Genomic DNA, 20,117 nt, shown 5'->3' with positions numbered 1-20,117 from the left:
CACCATGATTGACGCTGCACTGCTGGCCCGCGCCCGCGCGCAAAGCCTGCACAGCCAGCGTCCGCTGATGGCGGAACTGGAAGCCATCTCCGGCCTCGATGCGCGCCAGATCGTGCGCGACCTGGCACAGCCCTTTGGCCTGTCGGTCATGGAGACGGCCGAGATGTTCGGCCAGGCGCCCGCCTTTGACCTGTTGCCGCTGGCCCAGGCCCTGGCCCGCCACTGCGTCTTGCTGCGCGGCGCCGACGACCAGCTCACCGGCGTCATCGCCGACCCCTTCAATGTGGACCTGCAGACCTGGCTCGAAACCCAGGCCCGCGCCACCGCCGCCCGCCCGCTCCGATTGCGCCTGGCGCTGCAGTCCGACATCCAGGCCTACCTGTCCAAGCAGGAAGAGTCGGCGCGCGCGGTCGACACCCTGGTGGCCGGCACCGGCGACGGGCGGCGCGACGGCAAGACCGCCGCCGTGCTCTCGTTTGCGTCCGTCTCCGAGGCGGCCAGTCCTGCCGTCAAGCTGGTCAACTCCACCCTGTACGACGCACTCAAGGCCGGCGCCTCCGACATTCACCTTGAGAGCACCGCCGGCGGCCTGGCCGTGAAGTACCGGGTCGACGGCGTGCTCGATCACGCCACCTCCGTCAACGGCGTCGAAGTGGCGGAGCACATCATCTCGCGCCTGAAGGTGCTGGCCGAACTCGATATCGCCGAACGGCGCGTGCCGCAGGACGGCAGCTTCCGGGTCGAGTCGGGCGGGCGCGAGATCGACCTGCGCGTATCGATCATGCCGAGCATTCATGGCGAAGATGCGGTCATCCGTATCCTCGACAAGCGTGCCATGATCGAAGCCTACGGCTCGCTCACGCTCGAAGCACTGGGCTTTGACGCGGCCTCGCTGGTATCGCTGCGCACCCTGGCCCAGGAAGCGTATGGCATGCTGCTGGTGACCGGCCCCACCGGTTCGGGCAAGACCACCACGCTGTACGCGGCGCTGACCGAAATCCACAACGGGCGCGAAAAGATCATCACCATCGAAGACCCGGTGGAGTACCAGCTGCCGGGCATCCTGCAGATCCCGGTCAATGAAAAAAAGGGCCTCACCTTTGCCAAGGGACTGCGCTCGATCCTGCGCCACGACCCGGACAAGATCATGGTGGGCGAGATCCGCGACCGCGAAACGGCCGAAATCGCGGTGCAGTCGGCGCTCACCGGCCACCTGGTGCTGACCACGGTCCACGCCAACAACGTGTTCGACGTGTTCGGCCGCTTCACCCACATGGGCATCGACCCCTATGCTTTTGTGTCGGCCCTGAACGGCATCTGGGCCCAGCGCCTGGTGCGCACCAATTGCCCGCATTGCGCCACGCGCTACACGCCCGGCGACGCCGAACTGGCATCGGTCAATCTGGAGCGCAAGGACGTGCAAGACTTCATTTTCATGGAAGGCAAGGGCTGCGGCGACTGCCGCGGCACCGGCTACAAGGGGCGCCGCTCGATTGCCGAAATCCTGACCCTGAACGACCAGATCCGCGAACTGATCGTGGACAAGGCGCCGATCCGCCAGATCAAGCAGGCGGCCTACGACAATGGCACCCGCAGCCTGCGCCTGGCCGCGCTCGACCTGGTCAGGCGCGGCGCCACCACACTGACGGAAATCAAGCGGGTGACCTTGCATGCGTAAACGTTTCGGACAAAGCCTGCGCCTGGGCGTTTCACCCTACGATGTGGCGCTGCTGAAGGTAAGCCGCTGGGGCAGCCCGCGCGCCGACGTGGTGGCCGAGGTGGCGCTGGGCGGCACCGGCATGGACGCCATTGGCGCGGCCGCGCGCCAGCTGCTGTCGGACTTCGGCAGCGCCGGCTGGCCGCTGTCGGTGGTGCTTGCCGATGACCTGGTGCGCATGTGGCAGGTCACGCCGCCCCGGGGCAGCACCCGCCTGGCCGACCTGGAAGCGGCTGCCGCATTGCGCTTCCAGTCCCTGTATGGCGAGAGCGCGGGGCAGTGGACGTTTTCGGCCGGCTGGGACACGGGCGCGCCATTTCTGGCTGCGGCCATGCCGCGCGAGCTGCTGGCGCTGCTCCAGCAGGCGGCCTTTGACAGCCGCGCCACCATCGTCGAAGTGCTGCCGCAGTTTGTCGCCGGATGGAACCGCTGGCGCTCGGCCATCTTGCCGGACGCCTGGTATGGCCTGGTGCAGGCGCAGGTGCTGACCATCGGCGCGCTCGAAGGTGGCCGGGTGCGTGCCCTGCGCGCTGCCGCCATTCCGGAGCACGCCCCCGCCGACTGGCTCGGCCAGCACGTGGCGCGCGAAGCGCTGCGCCTGAACATGGCCGCGCCGGCACGCCTGTTTGTCTCCGGCCAGGCGCCGGCCACCTGGAACAACAGCACGGCCGCCTTGCCCTGTGTGCTGCTCGGCAGCCCGGCCCCCGGCCAGCTGTCCGCCGCCGCCCGCCTGGCCGCTACCGGAATCCTCTCATGAAAGCCATGCCGATCGACTTTTCCCCACCCAGCCTGGCGCGCATCCTGTACCGCACGCGCAGGCGCGACTGGGTCTTGCTGAGCGTGGCGCTGCTGCTTGCCCTGGCCGCGGCCTGGCTTGGCTGGCGCCTGTGGGAGCAGCAGCAGCTGGACGCGGCGCAGCAGCACGCCGCACTGGAGCGCGCCAGCGTGCGCGTGACGGCCCCGGTGGTGGTGGCGCCGGTTGCCATTTCGGAGCCGCGGGCGGCCGCCGTCAATGCCGCCGTCATGCAGCTCAACCTGCCATGGCGCGCCCTGCACGACGCCATCGGCGCTGCCACGCCGGCCACCATTGCCATGCTGGCGCTGGAGCCGGATGCGCGCCGCCGCAGCATCAAGATCACGGCCGAAGCGAAGTCCAGCGACACCATGATCGCCTACGTCGAAGCGCTCAAGGAGCAGGAGACCTTTTCTGCGGTGACGCTCACGCGCCACGAAATCAATGAGCAGGATCCGAACCGGCCCATCCGCTTTCAGATCGAAGCCGAATGGAGCGCGCCATGAACAACACCAGCCTGGCCGCCATTGGCCTGCGCCTGCGCCTGGCGCTGGCCGCGCTCGGCCCGGTCCTGTGCGGCGCCGTGCTGCTGATGCTGCTCTCTGGCGCCGCGCTGGTGTGGCTGCTGCCGCAGGGCGAACTGCAGGCCGAGCGCCATCGGCAGGCCATGCGCGCCGCGGCCATGCCGCCGGTGGCCACTGCCGTTGCCGCCCCGGTCACCGCCAACGACAATCTGATCCTGTTCTACCAGACGCTGGGCGAGAAGCGCCACGCCGAACAGCAGGTGCGCACCCTGTTCGCGCTGGCCGACAAGGCCGGCCTGGCGCTCAGCCAGGGCGAATACAAGGGCGCCTACGAACGCAACGCCGGCCTGTACACCTACCAGGTGACGCTGCCGGTCAAGGGCAGTTATGACAAGGTGCTCCAGTTTGGCATGCTGGCCCTGGCCGCCATTCCTTTCGCCTCGCTCGACGAAATCAGCTTCAAGCGCGAGACCATTGGCGACCCGGCCGTGGAAGCGCGCCTGCGCCTGACCCTGTTCATGGCGGCCGATACCAGCGGGGGCGCGCGATGACCCCCCGCCACCTCGCCATGGGGGTCGCGCTGGTGCTTGCCGCCGGCCTGGTGCTGTTTGGCGACAATGCGCCCGAGAGCGAAGTGGCCGAGCCGGTGCGCCGCGCCGCGCCGGCCGCCGCCAGTGCCACCGCCCCTGCCGCATCGGCCGCGCCCGCCAGGGGCCAGGCGGCCGCGCCATCGATCCTGCGCCTGATCCCGCGCGCCACCCTGATTGGCGACAGCGATGAAGCCATGGGCTCGGGCGCCGACGTCTTTGGACGGCGCGACTGGACGCCGCCGCCGCCACCGCCGCCCAAGCAGGAGGCGCCGCCACCGCCGCCGCCACCCCAGGCCCCGCCACTGCCGTTCACCTTTATCGGCAAGGCTGTCTCGCAAGGCAACTGGGAAGTGTTCCTGGCGCGCGGCGACCAGACCTATATCGTGAAAGACAAGATGATCATCGACGGCACCTACCGTGTGGACGCCATCGCGCCACCGATCCTGAAGCTTACCTATCTGCCCCTGAACCAGGTTCAACAGATCAACATTGGAGTACTCGACTGATGCCTAGTCAACTGATCCGCCGCCTGGCCCTGCCACTGGCCGCGCTCCTGCTGTCCGGCTGCACGGCCCAGATGGCGTACAACGAAGGCCGCAACCTGGCCGCCCAGGACAAGATCGAGGCGGCCCTGGTCAAGTACCAGCAAGCCATCGCGGCCGAGCCCACCAATCCGCGCTTTCGCTCGGCCTACCTGACCACGCGCGACCGCAATGCCACGCGCCTGCTGGAGCAGGCCGAGCGTGCACTGGCCGCCGGCAGAGCCGACATGGCGCAGCAGGATTACCGGCGCGTGCTCGCCATCGACCCGGCCAACGAGCGCGCGCGCCAGGGCCTGCGCGCCCTCGAAGCGGACCTGCGCCACAGCCGCGTTTTGGGCGAAGCGCAGAATGCCTTCAACAGCGGTGACATGGAACTGGCGCGCAGCCGCGTGCAGTCGATCCTGACCGAGCGCCCCGGCCACGAGCCGGCGCGCCAGCTCATGCTGGAAATTACCGACAAGACCAGCACCCCGGCCGCCGAAACGGGCCTGTCCGCCGCCTACCGCCAGCCCATCAGCCTGGAGTTTCGCGATGCCCCGCTCAAGCAGGTGTTTGAAGTGGTGTCGCGCCGCTCTGGCCTGAACTTCTTGTTCGACAAGGACGTCAAGACCGATCAGCGGACCTCGATCTTTTTGAAGAACAGCACCGTGGAAGCGGCGGTCCATTTCCTGCTGGTGACCAACCAGCTCGAGCAGCAGGTCATGGACGGCAATACCATCCTGGTCTACCCCAATGTCGTGAGCAAGCTGCGCGAATACCAGGAAACGACGATCAAGACCTTCTTCCTCGCCAACGCCGACGCCAAGACAGTGGGCAATACGCTCAAGACCATCCTCAAGTCGCGCGACGTGGTGGTGGACGAAAAGCTCAATCTGGTGATCGTGCGCGACAATCCGGATGCGATCAAGCTGGCCGCCAAGCTGGTGGCCCTGCAGGACGTGGCCGAGCCGGAAGTGATGCTGGAAGTGGAAATCCTGGAAATCAAGCGCAGCCGCCTGGTGGAACTGGGTATCGCCTGGCCCAGCAGCGTGACGCTGACGCCGCTGGTGGGCGGCAAATCGGCCGATGGCAGCGCCGATGGTGGCCCCATCACGCTTGACCAGCTGCGCCGCCTGACCCGCAATGACATTGGCATTTCGGGCCTGTCGGCCACTGCCAACGCCAACAAGATCGATGGCGACTCCAACACCCTGGCCAACCCGCGCATCCGGGTGCGCAACCGGGAAAAGGCCAAGGTCGTCATCGGCGACAAGGTGCCCAACGTGACCACCACCATTTCGCCGGGGGCCAACGGTTTCGCTTCCGAATCGGTGACTTACCTGGACGTGGGCCTGACGCTGAACGTGGAACCGACCATTTACCTCAACAACGAGATTGCGATCCGCATTTCGCTGCAGGTCAGTAACCTGGTCGGCTCCACCACCACCAAGTCCGGCACCACGGCGTACCAGATCGGCACCCGCGAGGCCAGCACCATGCTGCAACTGAAAGATGGCGAGAACCAGGTGCTGGCAGGCCTGATCAACAACGAAGATCGCGAGAGCGGCAACAAGATCCCGCTGCTGGGCGACATCCCGATCCTGGGCCGCCTGTTCGGGTCGCAGCGCGACACCAACGACAAGACCGAGATCGTGCTGTCGATTACGCCGCACCTGATCCGCAATATCCAGCGGCCGTCCGCGGCGGCCTCGGAGTTTAATGCCGGTACCGAATCGAGCTTCCGGCGCCGCCCCGACACCGCCGTGCGTGCGCCGGTCGTGCTGCCGCCAAACCCGGGCCAGCTGCCGCCGGGAGTGCCGCAGAATCAGCCAATGCAGCAGCCGCAGATGCCGGCGCCGCAGATGCCGCTGCAGCCAGTACCGCCCGTGCCGGCGCTGCCGGCCGCGGCGCCCGTGACCGCGCCCGGCCCGGCCCAGCCGATCCCGGTCACGTCGCCCGAAAAGGGCGCCATCGTCACGCCAATTGCCACGCCCGATTCGCCGCTCAAGGGGCAGGCGCTTCCGGCCGGCGACATCCGGCAGTAAGCCGCCATGGGCATGGTGCGCGCGGCGCGCGGATTTACGCTGATCGAACTGCTGGTGTCGCTGACCATCATCGCCCTGCTCGGCACCCTGGCCGTGCCCGTGACCCAGGTGGTCTTGCAGCGCAAGCAGGAGCAGGAACTGCGCCGCTCCCTGCGCGAGATCCGCACCGCCATCGACGCCTACAAGCGGGCCTATGATGAAGGGCGCATGGCCCGCTCGCTCAACAGCACCGGCTACCCGAAGAACCTGGAAGTGCTGGTGGAAGGGGTGGCGGACTTGCGCAGTCCCAAGCGCGCCAAGCTGTTTTTCCTGCGCCGCATTCCGCGCGACCCTTTCAGCAGCGACCCACAGCTAAGCGACGCCGACACCTGGGGTAAGCGCAGCTACGCCAGCGAAGCTGACGAGCCGCGCGAAGGCGAGGACGTGTACGATGTCTATTCGCTGTCCGAGCGCGTGGGCCTGAACGACATACCTTACAGGAAGTGGTGACCATGACCGCCCGCATGTTCCGCGCGCTGCGCCAAGGCTTTACCCTGATCGAGCTGCTGGTGGTGCTGGCCATCGTGGCGCTGCTGCTCACGCTGGCCGTGCCGCGCTTTTTCCCCAGTATCGACAAGGCCAAGGAAACCATCCTGGCTGAAAACCTGCGCAACACGCGCGACGCCATCGACCAGTTCTATGCCGACCGTGGCCGCTATCCGGATTCGCTCGAACACCTGGTGGAACTGCGCTACCTGCGCAGCATGCCGGTCGACCCGATCACGGAAACGAGCACCAGCTGGATATTGGTGCCGCCGGAAGACGCGACCAAGGGCAGCCTGTACAGCATCAGGAGCGGCGCCCCGGGCAATGACCGCAGCGGCAAGCCGTACGCCGAGTGGTGACGGCGTGATCCGATCACCGCAGCGCGGCTTTACCTACCTGAGCCTGATGATCCTGGTGACCATCATCGGCCTGGTGGCGGCGGCTGGCCTGAAGATGGGGTCCCTGTTCCAGCGCGCCGCCCAGGAAGAAGAACTGCTCGAGATCGGGGCCCAGTTCAGCGAGGCACTGCGCAGCTATGCGGCCGCCACGCCGCCCGGCAAGCCGCAGCAGCCGCCCACCTTGCAGGACCTGCTGCGCGACCCGCGCTTTCCCAATGTGCGCCGGCACCTGCGCAAGATTTTCGTTGACCCCGTCACCGGGAAGCCCGAATGGGGCGTCATCTACCTGGGCGACAAGGTCGGAGTAGTGGCCGTGCACAGCCTGTCGGACCGCAAGCCGCTCAAGATCGCCAACTTCGACCTGCGTTTTTCAAACCTGGAAAACCGCGAGCGCATCTCGGACTGGAAGTTCGTGATGGCGGGTGGGCAGGGCAGTGTGGGTGGCATCATCACGCCGCCCAATTCCATGACCGGCAACGACACCCCGGGTGCGCCATCGCTGTTTGCGCCCGGCCCGGGCGGCGCGGGTGCGGGCGGCAAGCCGGGCGCGGTGCAGGGCAGCGCAGGCGCCAAGGATGCCGGTCAGCCGCCGGCTGGGCCGGTACCGGTGCCGGTGGAAGCCGAACCGGTCGAGGAAGCCTTGCGCGAGGAGTCTCCTGCACCCCCGCCGCCAGAGGAGGAAGACAAGAAGGAGGAAGACAAGGAGAAGGAAGAAGACAAGGGGGCGGAAGGTCGCGAGGAAGGCCGGGAGGAAGTGAGAGCCGAGGAAAAGGATGGCCGCGCGCGCGACGACGACACCACGGTGCAGCCGGCCACGCCGGTGCTGCCGCCACCGGTGTCGCGCCGGCGCTGATGCCGCTCGCCTGTGATCAGAGAGAATAAAGTCGGTCGGGCCAGAATAAAGTCGGTCGGAAATGGGAGCGGAAGAGCCTCCTTGCTGCTGGCTATGTCGCGCGAGCTCATGTAGAGTTTGCGGACGCGGCCGACAGAAGCAGACATTCGATCAATTGGTCGATTCCCAATGGCGTTGTTCTCATGCCCAGATGTAGATAAAGGTTCTGTTATGGGGTACGTGGACGAATACAGAGTGCTCGGTCTCAAAGCCCGATGGCTTAAGGAAGAACGCGCCAAAAACGCTTATGCCAATGCTTTACAGTTCAGCAGTAACGAGCGGTACGGACTGAACGAGCATACGACTGAAAAGGTTGAACGGCACATCATCGAAAGCCGCAGCGTTGCCGATGCATGGTTGAAGGCTCGTTTGCGAGCGGAAGGAACGCTCCAAGTTGTCTACGGTCCAGACCATGTCTGCGTGGTCGATGCGGCCGCTTTTATCAACTGCTGGCAGGACGTCTTCGTTCCATCGAGGGATGATGCAATCGTTTTGCACAACATCGACAAAACAGTCTTTTTTTATTGTCACGAAGAAGAGCTTGAGGTCGGAACTCGCAGGTTCTAAATTCTGCGAGCTAAGGAATGTCCGCAATGGGGCCAGGCTGTGTAAAAACGTGATCCCATGTAAACGGATTTTCCACGGTAAACGTTGAGCCAGTATCTCATCAATACTGGTGCTGTATGAAACGTTTTATTGAAGGCGAGGACCGTGGACAAGGCACGCTACTCCCCGAGCTTTTGGACGACTACGTAACCGAGGACAACCCTGTCCGCGTAGTCGATATCTTCGTTGAAGAACTTGACCTGGCCGCGCTGGGCTTTGCACGAGTTCTCCCAGCAAAGACAGGGCGGCCTGCCTATCACCCCGCTGTGCTCCTGAAGCTCTACATCTATGGCTACCTCAACCGCATCCAGTCGAGCCGCCGGCTCGAGCGCGAAGCGCAGCGCAACGTGGAACTGATGTGGCTGACCGGCCGCCTAGCTCCCGACTTCAAAACTATCGCGAACTTCCGGAAAGACAATGGCAAGGCCATCCGCAGTGTTTGCCGGCAGTTTATCGTGCTGTGCCAGCGACTCGATCTGTTTCAAGATGCGGTAGTGGCTATCGACGGCAGCAAGTTCAAGGGCGTCAACACCAGTGACCGCAATTTCACGCACGGGAAACTCAAGCGTAGGATGGAAGAGATCGAAGCAAACATTGGCCGCTACTTAGCAGAACTGGACACCGCCGATCGGCAGGCACCGGCGACGGCACAAGCACGATCGGTGCGTTTAAACGAGAAAATCGCGGCGATGAAGGGACAGATGGCCGAGCTTAAGAAAGTCGAAGCACAGCTGCAAGCCTCTGGCGAAACGCAAATCTCGCTGACCGATCCCGATGCACGGTCAATGATCACGCGCGGTGACGGCATCGTTGGGTACAACGTGCAAACTGCCGTCGACGCCAAGCATCATCTCATCGTTGAACACGAAGTTACGAACATCGGCAACGACCGCGATCAACTCTCTGTCATGGCTAAGAAAGCTCGCGCTGCGATTGGTACCGCCAAGTTGACGGCAATCGCCGACCGCGGCTACTTCAAAGGCGAAGAAATCCTGGCATGCCGCGAGGCCGGTATTGAACCGTTGGTCCCTGCGACCAAGACCTCCAACGCCAAGGCGGAGGGCCGCTTCGACAAGGCTGATTTCATCTACGATCAGCAGAAGAATGAATACCGGTGCCCGGCGGGTCAATCGCTGATCTGGCGCTTTGCCTGCGTCGAAAAGGGTATGACGCTCAACCGTTACTGGAGCTCGAATTGCAAGGGCTGCCCGCTCAAGGACAAGTGCACGCCGAGCCAGGCGCGACGCGTGACGCGCTGGGAACACCAGGGCGTGCTCGATGACATGCAGGTTCGTCTTGAGCAGCAGCCCGAGACCATGCGCATTCGTCGCTGCACAGTCGAGCACCCGTTCGGAACCATTAAGTCATGGATGGGGGCAACGCACTTCCTGACCAAGGGGTTAGAGCGCGTGAGGACCGAGATGAGCCTGCATGTGCTCGCCTATAACTTCAAACGATTGCTCGCGGTATTGGGCATGACCAGGATCATCGAAGCAATAAGGGCGCAAGCCCTATTTATGACTCTGCTACGCGTCGTATGGGCCTTTGCGATGCTGATGATCCCGCTAGGTCCGGGAAAAACTCCGCTGGCCTTAAGGGCCTGCGGCGGCCTCCAGATGAACCCTTAAAGGTAAAATGTGGGTACTGGAGTTAGTGCGTCTGTTTTTACACGGCCTGGGGCGGTAGCTGCCTGTCGGGACAGTCTGTAAATTATTCAGCTCGGCAAACTGCTATGCTGGGGCGAACGCCCGAGTTCGGCCAGGACCGGTCATTCGACGTAGGCGAAGCTAGGCCTAGCGGACCGTTGTGGCAAGTTCTGCCGATCGTTACGAGATAAAGACGAAAATGATGCGTAGGTATGATGAACCATCTCTGGTTTTAGCGTTAACTGAACTGGAAGCCGGCTGTTTGGTCGCGTTCGCGACCGCTGCGGCAACCCGACAGCTTTCCGTCTATGAATATTTCATGAAGGATGCCAGTGGCGGCTACTCCTTGCGGCTGCGTGCAATTGCATCCTCACTTTGGACAATCCTGGGTACGCGGCCCGTCGACGCGGCATACTGGTCGGCAATCCTTGACGAGGTGATGAGCATGATTCCGGATGAAGGGACGGCGCCACTTGCCGACGATGGCGTCTCTTCTTTAGCTTACTCGATCAGGTGCCTGCTGAACCGCGACCCGCAGGAAGCAGCATGGGCAGCACGACGCGCTTATGAAGCAGCAGATCAAGCGGCGATCTGGGATCTTGATATACAGGTAGGACTGCCCGAGACGGAAGCGGCGTTACAAGCGCATGTTTTTGTACAGCGCGAGCTGACACATCAGGCGCTAGACCTACAATTGCTGGGTCGCGGTTTGATCGATGAAGTGAAAACACGCGCGTACCATAACACGTTACTCAGTACTGCTGAGCTGAAATCGCTGTGAGTCCGTGCTGCCACAAATATCTGACTAGTTATTGGCTTTCCCGCGTATGAGCTTGCCCGGAAGGACCGGTATGGGGCGGAAGCCGCCTGTCGTGAAAGTCCGGGTATTTCAGTGCGGCTATCTGGTATTCTGACGCGAATCGCCGAGTTCGGTCACGGGGATGTCCATTGCCGACTAATCCTCGAACGACTGCGTACCTATTAACGGCATCCAAGATCAACCCATGCGCGTTCACGTATCGAATTTCGCAGTCGCTGCCATCGTTTGCTGTGCTTCCCTAAGCGCGTATCTAACTATGCGCCACATCCAGATGCAAAGAGAACTAGACGCCGCGCAGCTCCGCCTAACCATAATTGAGGCTGCCATTCAGAAGCGCGATGATGCCGATCCGCTCGAGGCGCATGCCTGTGTGGAACTTTATACGGGCGACTCGCCCCACAGTCCATGCCGAACCACGCTCCATCACCTATCGCGGACACCGCAGCAATTTCATCGACGCTGGGTCATGGTAGAGGGCATCTACGCACAGGGCTTCGAGCAAACAGCGCTTTATCCTGCACCTCGTAACATGTCCGCACCGGCGGAGGAATTCGCGCCGCATACCGGACTCTGGGTGCAGATCGGTATGAAGTGGGGCAAGCCGTCGCCAATGACCGTCGTCGGCCAATTTAGAAGGGGGCCTACCGGACACATGGGCGACTATTTTGGAGAGTTGATCGATGCTAAAGTAGTCAGCCCGATACCTCAGCCAAACACCTAGGCCTACTCGGACCTACACCATAGCAACATAAGGCTGAATTTCCCAATTTGAGTAATTTTTGTGATCCCGCGTGCACCCACCAACTGCTAACCTTGTAGCCTTACCTCATGCAAAGTGCCCCGATCGACCGGCCGGTATCGGCTACCGTTTTTACTCGGCCCACATTGGTAGCAGCCGGCCGCGACAGGCGGCTTTCAGCCCAAATGCTGCGCTTTTCAATTGGCAAGCTCCTATCATCGCGCGACCGATTGAATCCACAACCAAAAGCGGCCCTTCAACTGCATAAAATCTTTGTTGCGGGAACGGCGTATAAATGGATACAGAATATGGATAAGGAAATTGGTCTGCGCCGTATCGAGAGCGTCCCCGATTACGACGCTTTCGTTGACTTGGCGCTGGAGCTGGGCACGAACTCAGGGGCCGAGCTCTTCGATTTTCTTTTCACCCAATCGCTAGCAGGTGGGAGAGCTGGTGGGTTAGCCGCCTGCTTAATGGTTGAGATCGACCCTCGCCCTACGCGATGCTGTAAAGAGCTTCTAGCCGAAATTGCAAGATCGAACTGGGATGTCAGCACAAAGGAAGTTCCATTTTATTTAATCACATGGTTTGGCAAGCATTTTCTGATGGATGCCTACCGCTCGTTGATCGAGGAAACCAGGTTGACTCCTGAGCAGCAACAGCGGGTCAGCACTATCCTCTACTGGACAGCTAGCCCGACCGCCAATCTGATTCGTTCGTACCACGATTGGCCTTGGCGTGCAGCAGAGGATTCAGAATGAAAGTCGAACGACTGGTAGGGGGCGAAAGCTGACTCACGGCCCGACCGACTTTATTGTTCGGGTAGCTCTCGCCTTAGCAAGACGGAGGCCCCGACCGACTTTACCTGGAGCTGGCCTGCCGCGAAATCAACGACTTATCCTTGGCGAGTCCGACCGACTTTATTCTTCCCAGTCACCTGCGCCTAGCGGCCGGTGCGCTTGAAGTCGCGCACCCGGAATCCCAGTACCCCCAGCACGCCGAAATAGGCCACCATGCAGGTGCTGATGATGGCGGTGAGCAGTCCCGCCCGCAGCCAGCCATTGACCTGCGGCCCGGTCCACACGTACTGGGCGCTGGCATACCAGCCGATCGCGCCCATCACCGTCACAGCCAGGGCCAGCTTGATGAAGAACATGATCCAGCCCGGCTGCGGCTTGAAGATGCCGCGCTTGCGCAGCAGCACATACAGGCACAGGGCATTGATGCAGGCGCCCACGCCAATCGACAGGGCCAGGCCGGCCACGCCCAGGGCCGGCACGAACACCAGGTTCATCAGCTGCACGGCCACCACCACGCCAATGGCGATGCGCAGCGGCGTCTGGAAATCCTGGCGCGCAAAAAAGGCGGGGGTGAGGGTCTTGACGGCGATGATGCCGATCAGGCTGACGCAGTATGCTATCAGCGGCGCAGAGGCAGCCTCGGTGGCGGCGGCGCTGAAGTTGCCGTAGTTGAGCACAGTAGCGAGCACGGGCGTGGCGAGGATGGCCAGGCCCACGGCAGAGGGCAGGGCCAGCAGGAAGGTCAGGCGCAGGCCCCAGTTGAGCAGCCCCGAGTATTCCTCGCTGTCGCCGCCGGCATTGGCCTTGGCCAGGCCGGGCATCAGGATGGTGCCCAGCGCTACGCCGAGCATGGCAGTGGGAAACTCCATCAGACGGTCGGCCCAGTTGAGCGAGGACACGCTGCCCGGGCCCAGGCTGCTGGCAATGGCGGTATTGATGAGCAGGCTGACCTGGGCCGCGCCCACGCCCATCAATGCCGGCACCATTTGCTTGAGAATCCGGCGCACGCCCACGTCGCGCAGGGCGCGCAGGGGATTCATGGACAGGCGCGGCAGCATGCCGATCTTGAGCAGGGCCGGAATCTGCAGGCCCACCTGCAGCAGGCCACCGAGCATCACCGCCACTGCCAGGCCGTAAATGGGCAGCGAGGTATATTTGTAGAGCACCAGTGAACCGAAGATCGACGACAGGTTCAGCAATACGGGGGTGAACGCCGGGATCTTGAATTGTCGCCAGGTGTTGAGAATGCCGCCCGCCATGGCCACGAAGGACATGCACACGATGTAGGGGAACATGAAGCGCGTCATCCAGATGGTGGCGTCGCGGCTTTCCGGCGTCTGGCTGTCCGGATCGGTGATCAGGCTGATCAGCAGGGGCGCGCCGACGATACCGAGCACGCTGATGAGGACCGTGGCCCAGACCAGGAAGGTGGCGGCCTGGTCCACGAGATTCTTGGTGTCGGCCTCGCCATTTTTGGTTTTATATTCCGATAACAGCGGGACGAACGCCTGGGAAAAGGCGCCTTCGGCAAACAGGCGGCGCAGCAGGTTGGGCAGGCGGAAGGCGACAATGAAGGCATCCATGAACACGCCGGAACCGAATGCGCGTGCCATCAGGCTCTCGCGCAACAGTCCTGTGATTCGGGACAGCATGGTCATGCTGGAAATGGCAGCGAGGGTCTTGAGCAGGTTCATGGGGCAGAATTATAGCGTGGCGGCATTGCATTCCTGACTGCTTTGCAGCCTGCTCGGGGCGCGACAGCGCTTTTCCGGGGCTGCAATTTAGGAATTGCCCTTGACGGAATAACTCGCTATAATCGAAGGCTGTACAGAATTCTGTTACGCAGAACACTAATGTTGGGCAGACGCTTATGTTTGCCAACGCAACTTGACCCGATCTAGGAAATTCCATGGCAAATACCGCACAAGCGCGCAAGCGCGCTCGTCAAGCAGTTAAGCAAAACGCTCACAATTCGTCGCAGCGTTCGACCCTGCGCACCGCAATCAAGGCAGTTCGCAAGGCCATCCAGGCCGGCGACAAGGATGCAGCGGCAAACATCTTCAAGACTTCGGTATCGAAGATCGACAGCATCGCTGACAAGAAAATCATCCACAAGAACAAGGCAGCTCGCCACAAGAGCCGCCTGGCCGCTGCCATGAAGGCAATGTCGGTCCCAGCAGCCGCCGCTTAAATCCAGCGCGCCCGGCGGACCTGGTTCCGCCACTGCCAGTGTACGTGATGTAAAAAACCCGCCTGACTATGGTCATCGCGGGTTTTTCGCTTTGCCGTGCCGCCTTCCGGCGCTATGCGCGCACCCCGCCCGCATCGACTGCCATGTAGTCGCCCGGCATGAGCGGGTGGGTCGCCAGCGAAAACGGCCCGATGCTGCTGCGCACCAGGCGCAGCGTGGGCAGGCCCACGGCCGCCGTCATGCGCCGCACCTGGCGGTTCTTCCCTTCCTGTAAGGTCATCGCGATCCAGCTCGTGGGCGCGTCCGCGCGCGTGCGAATCGGCGGGTTGCGCGGCCACAGCCACCCCGGCTCGGCAATCTGTACCGCCTGGCACGGCTTGGTGACAAAGTCGCCTAGGTCGATCGGCGCCTGCAGCCTGGCCAGCGCCTGGGAAGTGCATCTGCCTTCCACCTGCACCAGGTAAGTCTTCGCTTCCTTGTGGTCGGGGTGAGCGATGAGGTGCTGCAGCTTGCCGTCGTCGGTGAGCAGCATCAAGCCTTCGCTGTCGGCGTCGAGCCGGCCGGCGGGGTAGATGTTGGGCGTCTTGATGTAGTCGGCCAGGCATTGCCGGCCTTCCTGGCGCGAAAACTGGCACAGCACCTGGAACGGCTTGTTAAACAAAATGAGGGGCATAATGGGGCGCCAGTCGGGAAAATGTTAAGCTTTCAACCTGATTGCCAGTGTCGCAAAATCGTAGCGCCCAGTAAAATACTGGGGCATAATGCGGAACGCGGGTCTTAGGTCTTATAGAAGACTTCTCGTTGGTTTTAGTGAAATCACATACAGAACATGCCCGGCGTGCCATGTGCCGCCTGCACCACGTCCACTTCGGAGATCACGATGTTTCAACATATCAAAGTACCTGCTGACGGCCAGAAAATCACCGTCAATGCCGATTTTTCGCTGAATGTACCAGATAACCCGGTCATTCCCTATATCGAAGGCGATGGCACCGGGGTCGATATCAGTCCTGTGATGATCAAGGTCGTCGACGCGGCCGTGGAAAAAGCCTATGGCGGCAAGCGCAAGATCAGCTGGATGGAGATTTTCGCCGGCGAAAAGTCCACCACCGTGTATGGCCCCGACGTGTGGCTGCCGGAAGAAACGCTCGAGGTGCTCAAGGATTACGTGGTCTCCATCAAGGGCCCGCTCACCACGCCCGTTGGCGGCGGCATCCGCTCGCTCAATGTGGCCCTGCGCCAGCAGCTCGACCTGTACGTGTGCCTGCGGCCGGTACGCTATTTCACCGGCGTGCCTTCGCCCGTGAAAGAGCCGGAAAAGACCGACATGGTGATCTTCCGCGAGAATTCCGAAGACATCTACGCCGGTATTGAATACCAGCAGGGGTCGGAAGGGGCCAAGAAGCTGATGGACTTCCTGGTCAAGGAAATGGGCGTGACCAAGATCCGTTTCCCGGCAACCTCGGGCCTGGGCATCAAGCCGGTCTCGATCGAAGGCACCGAGCGCCTGGTGCGCAAGGCGATCCAGTACGCGATCGACAATGACAAGCCATCGGTCACCATTGTCCACAAGGGCAATATCATGAAGTACACCGAAGGTGGCTTCCGTGACTGGGCCTACGCGCTGGCGCAAAAGGAATTTGGCGCCGAGCTGATTGATGGCGGTCCATGGTGCAAGTTCAAGAACCCCAAGACGGGGCGCGAGATCGTGATCAAGGATTCGATTGCCGACGCCTTCCTGCAGCAAATCCTGCTCCGTCCGGCAGAGTACAGCGTGATTGCCACACTGAACCTGAATGGCGACTATATTTCGGATGCGCTGGCAGCCCAGGTGGGCGGTATCGGCATTGCCCCCGGTGCCAACCTGTCCGATTCGGTCGCCATGTTCGAAGCGACCCATGGCACGGCGCCCAAATATGCGGGCAAGGACTATGTGAATCCCGGTTCGCTGATCCTGTCGGCTGAAATGATGCTGCGCCACATGGGCTGGACCGAAGCGGCCGACCTCATCATCGACTCGATGCAAAAGTCGATCGCCAGCAAGAAAGTCACCTATGACTTCGCGCGCCTGATGGAAGGCGCCACCCAGGTGTCGTGCTCGGGCTTTGGCGATGTGATGATCGAACAGATGTAAATCCCATGCGACCAGGCCCTGCTCTCTGTCCAGGGAGTGGGGCCTTTTTTCTTTTGGAGCATTGCCATGAGCGAGAGCACCAGCACGCAGACAATTTCAAACCCCACCTGGACGGTGCAATTGCCGGCCGACTGGACCAGTACCGACGATCCCGATACGGGCCTGTATTTCGAGTCCGGCGACGGCAGCCGCGGCATGTACATCGCCACCTGGACGGCGTCGCCCGGCCAGGCCCTGCCGCCGCGGGAAATGGCAGAATCATTCCTGGCGGCCGACCTGAACAAGCTCACCCATATGGAAGAGTGCGCCTGGCGCGTGCTGGAACAGCGCCTCGACTGCGACGGCCAGCACTGCATCGCCATTCTCGACAGCTATGACCAGGTGGCCGAGTGCCGCATGACCACCAAGATCCTGGCGCGCGAGGGCAAGACCGTGCGCGCAGTATTTCACGATGATGCATGTGGCGATCTGGCCGCCAGCCGGGCTTTTTTTGCGCCCCTGCTGGCCTCGCTGACCTTCACCGCGCCGTAAGGCGGCCTGTTGGCAGAAGGGGCGCCCGATTGCCTGCGTGCGGGGTGGGACAAAAAGTCATCATGATGTACACTTGGCAACCTCTCAACTTGACCAGCCGCCGCCATGTCTGCACCTTCATCGGACCCGTCCTCCTCGCCCCCGGGCAATCCGCCGAGCGCGCGCGGTCCGGCCGATGAGGCGGGGCGCCTGGCACGCTTTGTTGCCAGTGTCACCGATTATGCGATCTACGCCCTCTCGCCTGCCGGCACGGTGGTGAGCTGGAACGCCGGCGCGGAACGCTTCAAGCAGTACCGCGCCGAAGACATCATCGGCGAACATTTCTCGCGCTTTTATACTGATGAAGACCGCGCCAGCGGCAAGCCGGCCCGGGCCCTGCACACGGCGGCCACCGAAGGCAAGTTCGAGGAAGAGGGCTGGCGCATGCGCCGCGACGGCACCCGCTTCTGGGCCAGCGTGGTCCTTGATGCGGTGCGCGACGAGCACGGCGAGCTGCTCGGCTTTGCCAAGATCACGCGCGACCTCACCGAGCGCAAGCGCGCCCAGGATGAATTGCGCGCCAGCGAAGAGCAGTTCCGCCTGCTGGTGCAGGGGGTGACCGACTATGCCATCTACATGCTCAGCCCCGAAGGCGTGGTGTCGAACTGGAATGCCGGTGCCGAACGGATCAAGGGTTACCGCGCCGACGAAGTGGTCGGCTCGCATTTTTCGCGCTTTTACACCGAGGGCGACCGCGCTGCCGGCCTGCCTCAGCGCGCGCTGGCCACGGCCGAGCGCGAAGGCCGCATCGAGAGCGAAGGCTGGCGCGTGCGCAAGGATGGCACGCGCTTCTGGTCGCATGTGGTCATTGACGCCATTCGCGATGCCGGCGGGCGCCTGCTCGGCTTTGCCAAGATCACGCGCGACATCACCGAGCGGCGCGACGCGGCCGCCACCCTGGAGCGCACGCGCGAGGCACTGTTCCAGTCGCAAAAGCTTGAAGCCATCGGCAAGCTCACCGGCGGCGTGGCCCACGACTTCAATAACCTGCTCAATGTGATCGTGAGCGGGTCCGAACTGCTGGCGCGCGAGGTGCGTTCTCCGGGCGGACAGAAGGTCCTGGAGAGCATCCAGCGCGCAGCCCAGCGCGGCGCCACGCTGACCCAGCAGCTGCTCTCGTTCGCGCGCCAGCAGCCACTGGTGCAGGATGATTACAACCTCAATAAGCTGATCCAGAAATTCGAGGCCATCCTGCGCCGCGCGGCCGGGCCGGATGTGCGTTTCGAGCTGGCCCTGTGCCAGGCGGCCAATCTGGTGCACATCGATGCGGCCCAGTTCGAAGCGGCCGTCCTCAACCTGGTATCGAATGCGCGCGACGCCATGCCGCACGGCGGCACGCTTGCCGTTTCCACCGCAGTGGTGACGCTGGACGAGCACGAGGTCACGCAGCTGGCCGCCGGGCGCTATCTGGTCATGACGGTCAAGGATAGCGGCACCGGCATGGACCCCGAGGTACGGGCACGCGCGGTGGAGCCCTTCTTTACCACCAAGCCGGTGGGCAAGGGGACGGGACTGGGCCTGTCGCAGGCTTACGGCCTGGTGCAGCAATCGGGTGGCGCGCTGCAGATTGCCAGCGAAGCGGGAGAGGGCACCTGCATCTCCATGTATTTTCCCATGCTGGTCATGGGCGAGGGCGAGGAGGGAGCCTCCGCCGAAACCAACAGCGGCAATGACAAGGCGCTGATCGTCGATGACCAGCCGGAAGTGCTCGATATTGCGGTGGAGCTGTTCAAGAGCATGGGTTACGACGTCTTCTCGGCCAACAGCGGGGCCGAAGCGCTGGCGATCCTGCGCCGCATGCCCGACATCGACGTGATGCTGTCAGATGTCGTCATGCCCGGCATGAACGGCTATGAACTGGGCATGGAAGCGCTCAAGCTCAGGCCGGAGCTGAAGATCCTGCTGGTGTCGGGCTACGCGGCGCCCGAGCTGGCCAGCCGGATCACGGACATCTCCCGCTTCCAGCTGATCGGCAAGCCGTACCGCATGGCTGAAATCCTCAAGAAGCTGCGCCAGGCGTGAGCGTCGGGGCCCCCGCCCTTGCCCCATGGCGCGCAGGCTTGGCGGCATGGCACGCAGTCTTCGACGCCCGCCGCAGGCGTGCGGGAAAGCGCGCCGCGCCCATAAAAAAACCCCGCTCGCAAGCGGGGTTTTTACATGCGGGGATGCTTAAGCAGCCTGGATGTTGGAAGCTTGCTTGCCTTTAGGGCCTTGCGTGACTTCGAATTGAACTTTTTGACCTTCTTTGAGGGTCTTGAAACCGTTCATGTTGATTGCGGAAAAGTGCGCGAACAGATCTTCGCCGCCGTCATCTGGGGTGATGAAGCCAAAACCTTTGGAATCATTGAACCACTTAACTGTACCTGTTGCCATAAAGAACTTTCAAATAAGAACCAATCACGTGAGCTATAAAAGCAAGAAGCTCTTTTGCCCCCTCCTCAGCCTGCTCTTCTTATTAACAATGTACATAAGTACAAGTCAATGTCTGCATTGTTGGATGAAAAAATAACGAAGTCAAGAGGTTTTGTATCATGCTTGCCAAAATTGACACGAGCTGCATGAAACCAACTCTTGAATTTCGCATGCGGGACGCCATCTGCGCAATA

At 62.3% G+C, this 20,117-nt stretch carries 20 protein-coding genes and 1 pseudogene; 18 read left to right on the top strand and 3 right to left on the bottom strand.

All coding sequences use genetic code 11. The annotated features are described in order from the left end of the window. The first annotated feature begins 4 nt into the window (after positions 1–4). The 14 genes and pseudogenes from KY495_RS01820 to KY495_RS01755 all read left to right on the top strand — a co-directional run bounded on the left by KY495_RS01820 (position 5) and on the right by KY495_RS01755 (position 12,577). A complete protein-coding gene (locus KY495_RS01820; protein WP_219884010.1) occupies positions 5–1,678 on the top strand; it encodes a GspE/PulE family protein in 1,674 nt (557 codons plus the stop codon). Beyond that, complete coding sequence (locus KY495_RS01815) at positions 1,671–2,474, top strand: hypothetical protein (RefSeq protein ID WP_219882078.1); 804 nt, start codon at positions 1,671–1,673, stop codon at positions 2,472–2,474. Before KY495_RS01820 ends, KY495_RS01815 begins: the two co-directional genes overlap by 8 nt. Further along, positions 2,471–3,016 (top strand): PilN domain-containing protein, encoded by a 546-nt coding sequence (locus tag KY495_RS01810; protein WP_219882077.1) that lies wholly within the window; start codon positions 2,471–2,473, stop codon positions 3,014–3,016. The genes KY495_RS01815 and KY495_RS01810 overlap by 4 nt, the downstream gene beginning before the upstream one ends. Then, positions 3,013–3,585: a hypothetical protein gene (locus tag KY495_RS01805; RefSeq protein WP_219882076.1), complete on the top strand. Its 573-nt coding sequence runs from the start codon at positions 3,013–3,015 to the stop codon at positions 3,583–3,585. Before KY495_RS01810 ends, KY495_RS01805 begins: the two co-directional genes overlap by 4 nt. Next, positions 3,582–4,130, top strand: a complete 549-nt coding sequence (locus tag KY495_RS01800; RefSeq protein WP_219882075.1) for a hypothetical protein — start codon at positions 3,582–3,584, stop codon at positions 4,128–4,130. Before KY495_RS01805 ends, KY495_RS01800 begins: the two co-directional genes overlap by 4 nt. Further along, a complete protein-coding gene (locus tag KY495_RS01795) occupies positions 4,130–6,190 on the top strand; it encodes a secretin N-terminal domain-containing protein (protein ID WP_219882074.1) in 2,061 nt (686 codons plus the stop codon). Before KY495_RS01800 ends, KY495_RS01795 begins: the two co-directional genes overlap by 1 nt. Before the next feature lie 12 nt (positions 6,191–6,202). Continuing rightward, positions 6,203–6,679, top strand: a complete 477-nt coding sequence (locus KY495_RS01790; RefSeq protein WP_219884009.1) for a type II secretion system protein — start codon at positions 6,203–6,205, stop codon at positions 6,677–6,679. Between the two features lie 2 nt (positions 6,680–6,681). Beyond that, positions 6,682–7,074 carry a type II secretion system protein gene (locus KY495_RS01785; protein WP_229518460.1) on the top strand — a complete coding sequence of 131 codons (393 nt, stop codon included), beginning with the start codon at positions 6,682–6,684 and terminating at the stop codon, positions 7,072–7,074. Positions 7,075–7,078: 4 nt separating this feature from the next. Further along, positions 7,079–7,966 (top strand): type II secretion system protein, encoded by an 888-nt coding sequence (locus KY495_RS01780; protein WP_229518459.1) that lies wholly within the window; start codon positions 7,079–7,081, stop codon positions 7,964–7,966. Between the two features lie 168 nt (positions 7,967–8,134). Next, complete coding sequence (locus KY495_RS01775) at positions 8,135–8,572, top strand: hypothetical protein (protein ID WP_219882073.1); 438 nt, start codon at positions 8,135–8,137, stop codon at positions 8,570–8,572. 116 nt (positions 8,573–8,688) lie between these two features. Further along, positions 8,689–10,116: pseudogene (locus KY495_RS01770) on the top strand (IS1182 family transposase); the annotation flags it as partial. A 301-nt stretch (positions 10,117–10,417) separates the two neighbouring features. Continuing rightward, positions 10,418–11,038, top strand: a complete 621-nt coding sequence (locus KY495_RS01765; RefSeq protein ID WP_219882072.1) for a hypothetical protein — start codon at positions 10,418–10,420, stop codon at positions 11,036–11,038. 295 nt (positions 11,039–11,333) lie between these two features. Continuing rightward, positions 11,334–11,798, top strand: a complete 465-nt coding sequence (locus KY495_RS01760) for a hypothetical protein (protein ID WP_219882071.1) — start codon at positions 11,334–11,336, stop codon at positions 11,796–11,798. Positions 11,799–12,001: 203 nt separating this feature from the next. Next, a complete protein-coding gene (locus KY495_RS01755) occupies positions 12,002–12,577 on the top strand; it encodes a hypothetical protein (RefSeq protein ID WP_219882070.1) in 576 nt (191 codons plus the stop codon). Positions 12,578–12,759: 182 nt separating this feature from the next. On the opposite strand, the gene murJ is transcribed toward KY495_RS01755, so the two are convergent. Then, positions 12,760–14,310 carry a murein biosynthesis integral membrane protein MurJ gene (gene murJ, locus KY495_RS01750; RefSeq protein WP_219882069.1) on the bottom strand — a complete coding sequence of 517 codons (1,551 nt, stop codon included), beginning with the start codon at positions 14,308–14,310 and terminating at the stop codon, positions 12,760–12,762. 215 nt (positions 14,311–14,525) lie between these two features. On the opposite strand from murJ, the gene rpsT reads away from it, so the two are divergent. Beyond that, positions 14,526–14,807: a 30S ribosomal protein S20 gene (gene rpsT, locus KY495_RS01745; protein ID WP_219882068.1), complete on the top strand. Its 282-nt coding sequence runs from the start codon at positions 14,526–14,528 to the stop codon at positions 14,805–14,807. Positions 14,808–14,919: 112 nt separating this feature from the next. Here rpsT and KY495_RS01740 read toward each other — a convergent pair whose 3' ends face one another. Then, on the bottom strand, positions 14,920–15,480 hold the full coding sequence (locus KY495_RS01740; RefSeq protein WP_219882067.1) for a pseudouridine synthase: 561 nt from the start codon (positions 15,478–15,480) through the stop codon (positions 14,920–14,922). Between the two features lie 207 nt (positions 15,481–15,687). Between KY495_RS01740 and icd the strand changes: the two genes are divergently transcribed. The 3 genes from icd to KY495_RS01725 all read left to right on the top strand — a co-directional run bounded on the left by icd (position 15,688) and on the right by KY495_RS01725 (position 19,533). Further along, positions 15,688–16,941 (top strand): NADP-dependent isocitrate dehydrogenase, encoded by a 1,254-nt coding sequence (gene icd, locus KY495_RS01735; protein ID WP_219882066.1) that lies wholly within the window; start codon positions 15,688–15,690, stop codon positions 16,939–16,941. A 66-nt stretch (positions 16,942–17,007) separates the two neighbouring features. Further along, on the top strand, positions 17,008–17,472 hold the full coding sequence (locus KY495_RS01730) for a hypothetical protein (RefSeq protein ID WP_219882065.1): 465 nt from the start codon (positions 17,008–17,010) through the stop codon (positions 17,470–17,472). Between the two features lie 105 nt (positions 17,473–17,577). Further along, positions 17,578–19,533, top strand: coding sequence for a PAS domain-containing sensor histidine kinase (locus KY495_RS01725; RefSeq protein WP_219882064.1), 1,956 nt, complete (start codon positions 17,578–17,580; stop codon positions 19,531–19,533). Between the two features lie 147 nt (positions 19,534–19,680). Here the strand turns inward: KY495_RS01725 and KY495_RS01720 are convergent, their stop codons facing one another. Then, positions 19,681–19,884, bottom strand: a complete 204-nt coding sequence (locus KY495_RS01720) for a cold-shock protein (protein WP_010395943.1) — start codon at positions 19,882–19,884, stop codon at positions 19,681–19,683. Positions 19,885–20,117: the final 233 nt, after the last annotated feature.

This window comes from Massilia sp. PAMC28688, from assembly GCF_019443445.1.
In the GTDB taxonomy this organism is placed as follows: Bacteria; Pseudomonadota; Gammaproteobacteria; order Burkholderiales; family Burkholderiaceae_D; genus Telluria_A.
The sequence above is the reverse complement of the archived record's forward strand: the minus strand, read 5'-3'. Positions and strand labels throughout refer to the sequence as shown.

What these genes read in the sequence shown, in the direction of transcription:
- KY495_RS01755 (WP_219882070.1), top strand. Translation starts at nt 12,002, where the DNA reads ATGCTGCGCTTTTCAATTGGCAAGCTCCTATCATCGCGCGACCGATTG.
- KY495_RS01810 (WP_219882077.1), top strand. Translation starts at nt 2,471, where the DNA reads ATGAAAGCCATGCCGATCGACTTTTCCCCACCCAGCCTGGCGCGCATC.
- KY495_RS01815 (WP_219882078.1), top strand. Translation starts at nt 1,671, where the DNA reads ATGCGTAAACGTTTCGGACAAAGCCTGCGCCTGGGCGTTTCACCCTAC.
- KY495_RS01725 (WP_219882064.1), top strand. Translation starts at nt 17,578, where the DNA reads ATGTCTGCACCTTCATCGGACCCGTCCTCCTCGCCCCCGGGCAATCCG.
- KY495_RS01790 (WP_219884009.1), top strand. Translation starts at nt 6,203, where the DNA reads ATGGTGCGCGCGGCGCGCGGATTTACGCTGATCGAACTGCTGGTGTCG.
- KY495_RS01775 (WP_219882073.1), top strand. Translation starts at nt 8,135, where the DNA reads ATGGCGTTGTTCTCATGCCCAGATGTAGATAAAGGTTCTGTTATGGGG.
- KY495_RS01740 (WP_219882067.1), bottom strand. Translation starts at nt 15,480, where the DNA reads ATGCCCCTCATTTTGTTTAACAAGCCGTTCCAGGTGCTGTGCCAGTTT.
- KY495_RS01820 (WP_219884010.1), top strand. Translation starts at nt 5, where the DNA reads ATGATTGACGCTGCACTGCTGGCCCGCGCCCGCGCGCAAAGCCTGCAC.
- KY495_RS01805 (WP_219882076.1), top strand. Translation starts at nt 3,013, where the DNA reads ATGAACAACACCAGCCTGGCCGCCATTGGCCTGCGCCTGCGCCTGGCG.
- KY495_RS01785 (WP_229518460.1), top strand. Translation starts at nt 6,682, where the DNA reads ATGACCGCCCGCATGTTCCGCGCGCTGCGCCAAGGCTTTACCCTGATC.
- KY495_RS01760 (WP_219882071.1), top strand. Translation starts at nt 11,334, where the DNA reads ATGCGCCACATCCAGATGCAAAGAGAACTAGACGCCGCGCAGCTCCGC.
- icd (WP_219882066.1), top strand. Translation starts at nt 15,688, where the DNA reads ATGTTTCAACATATCAAAGTACCTGCTGACGGCCAGAAAATCACCGTC.
- KY495_RS01730 (WP_219882065.1), top strand. Translation starts at nt 17,008, where the DNA reads ATGAGCGAGAGCACCAGCACGCAGACAATTTCAAACCCCACCTGGACG.
- KY495_RS01795 (WP_219882074.1), top strand. Translation starts at nt 4,130, where the DNA reads ATGCCTAGTCAACTGATCCGCCGCCTGGCCCTGCCACTGGCCGCGCTC.
- KY495_RS01720 (WP_010395943.1), bottom strand. Translation starts at nt 19,884, where the DNA reads ATGGCAACAGGTACAGTTAAGTGGTTCAATGATTCCAAAGGTTTTGGC.
- KY495_RS01800 (WP_219882075.1), top strand. Translation starts at nt 3,582, where the DNA reads ATGACCCCCCGCCACCTCGCCATGGGGGTCGCGCTGGTGCTTGCCGCC.
- murJ (WP_219882069.1), bottom strand. Translation starts at nt 14,310, where the DNA reads ATGAACCTGCTCAAGACCCTCGCTGCCATTTCCAGCATGACCATGCTG.
- rpsT (WP_219882068.1), top strand. Translation starts at nt 14,526, where the DNA reads ATGGCAAATACCGCACAAGCGCGCAAGCGCGCTCGTCAAGCAGTTAAG.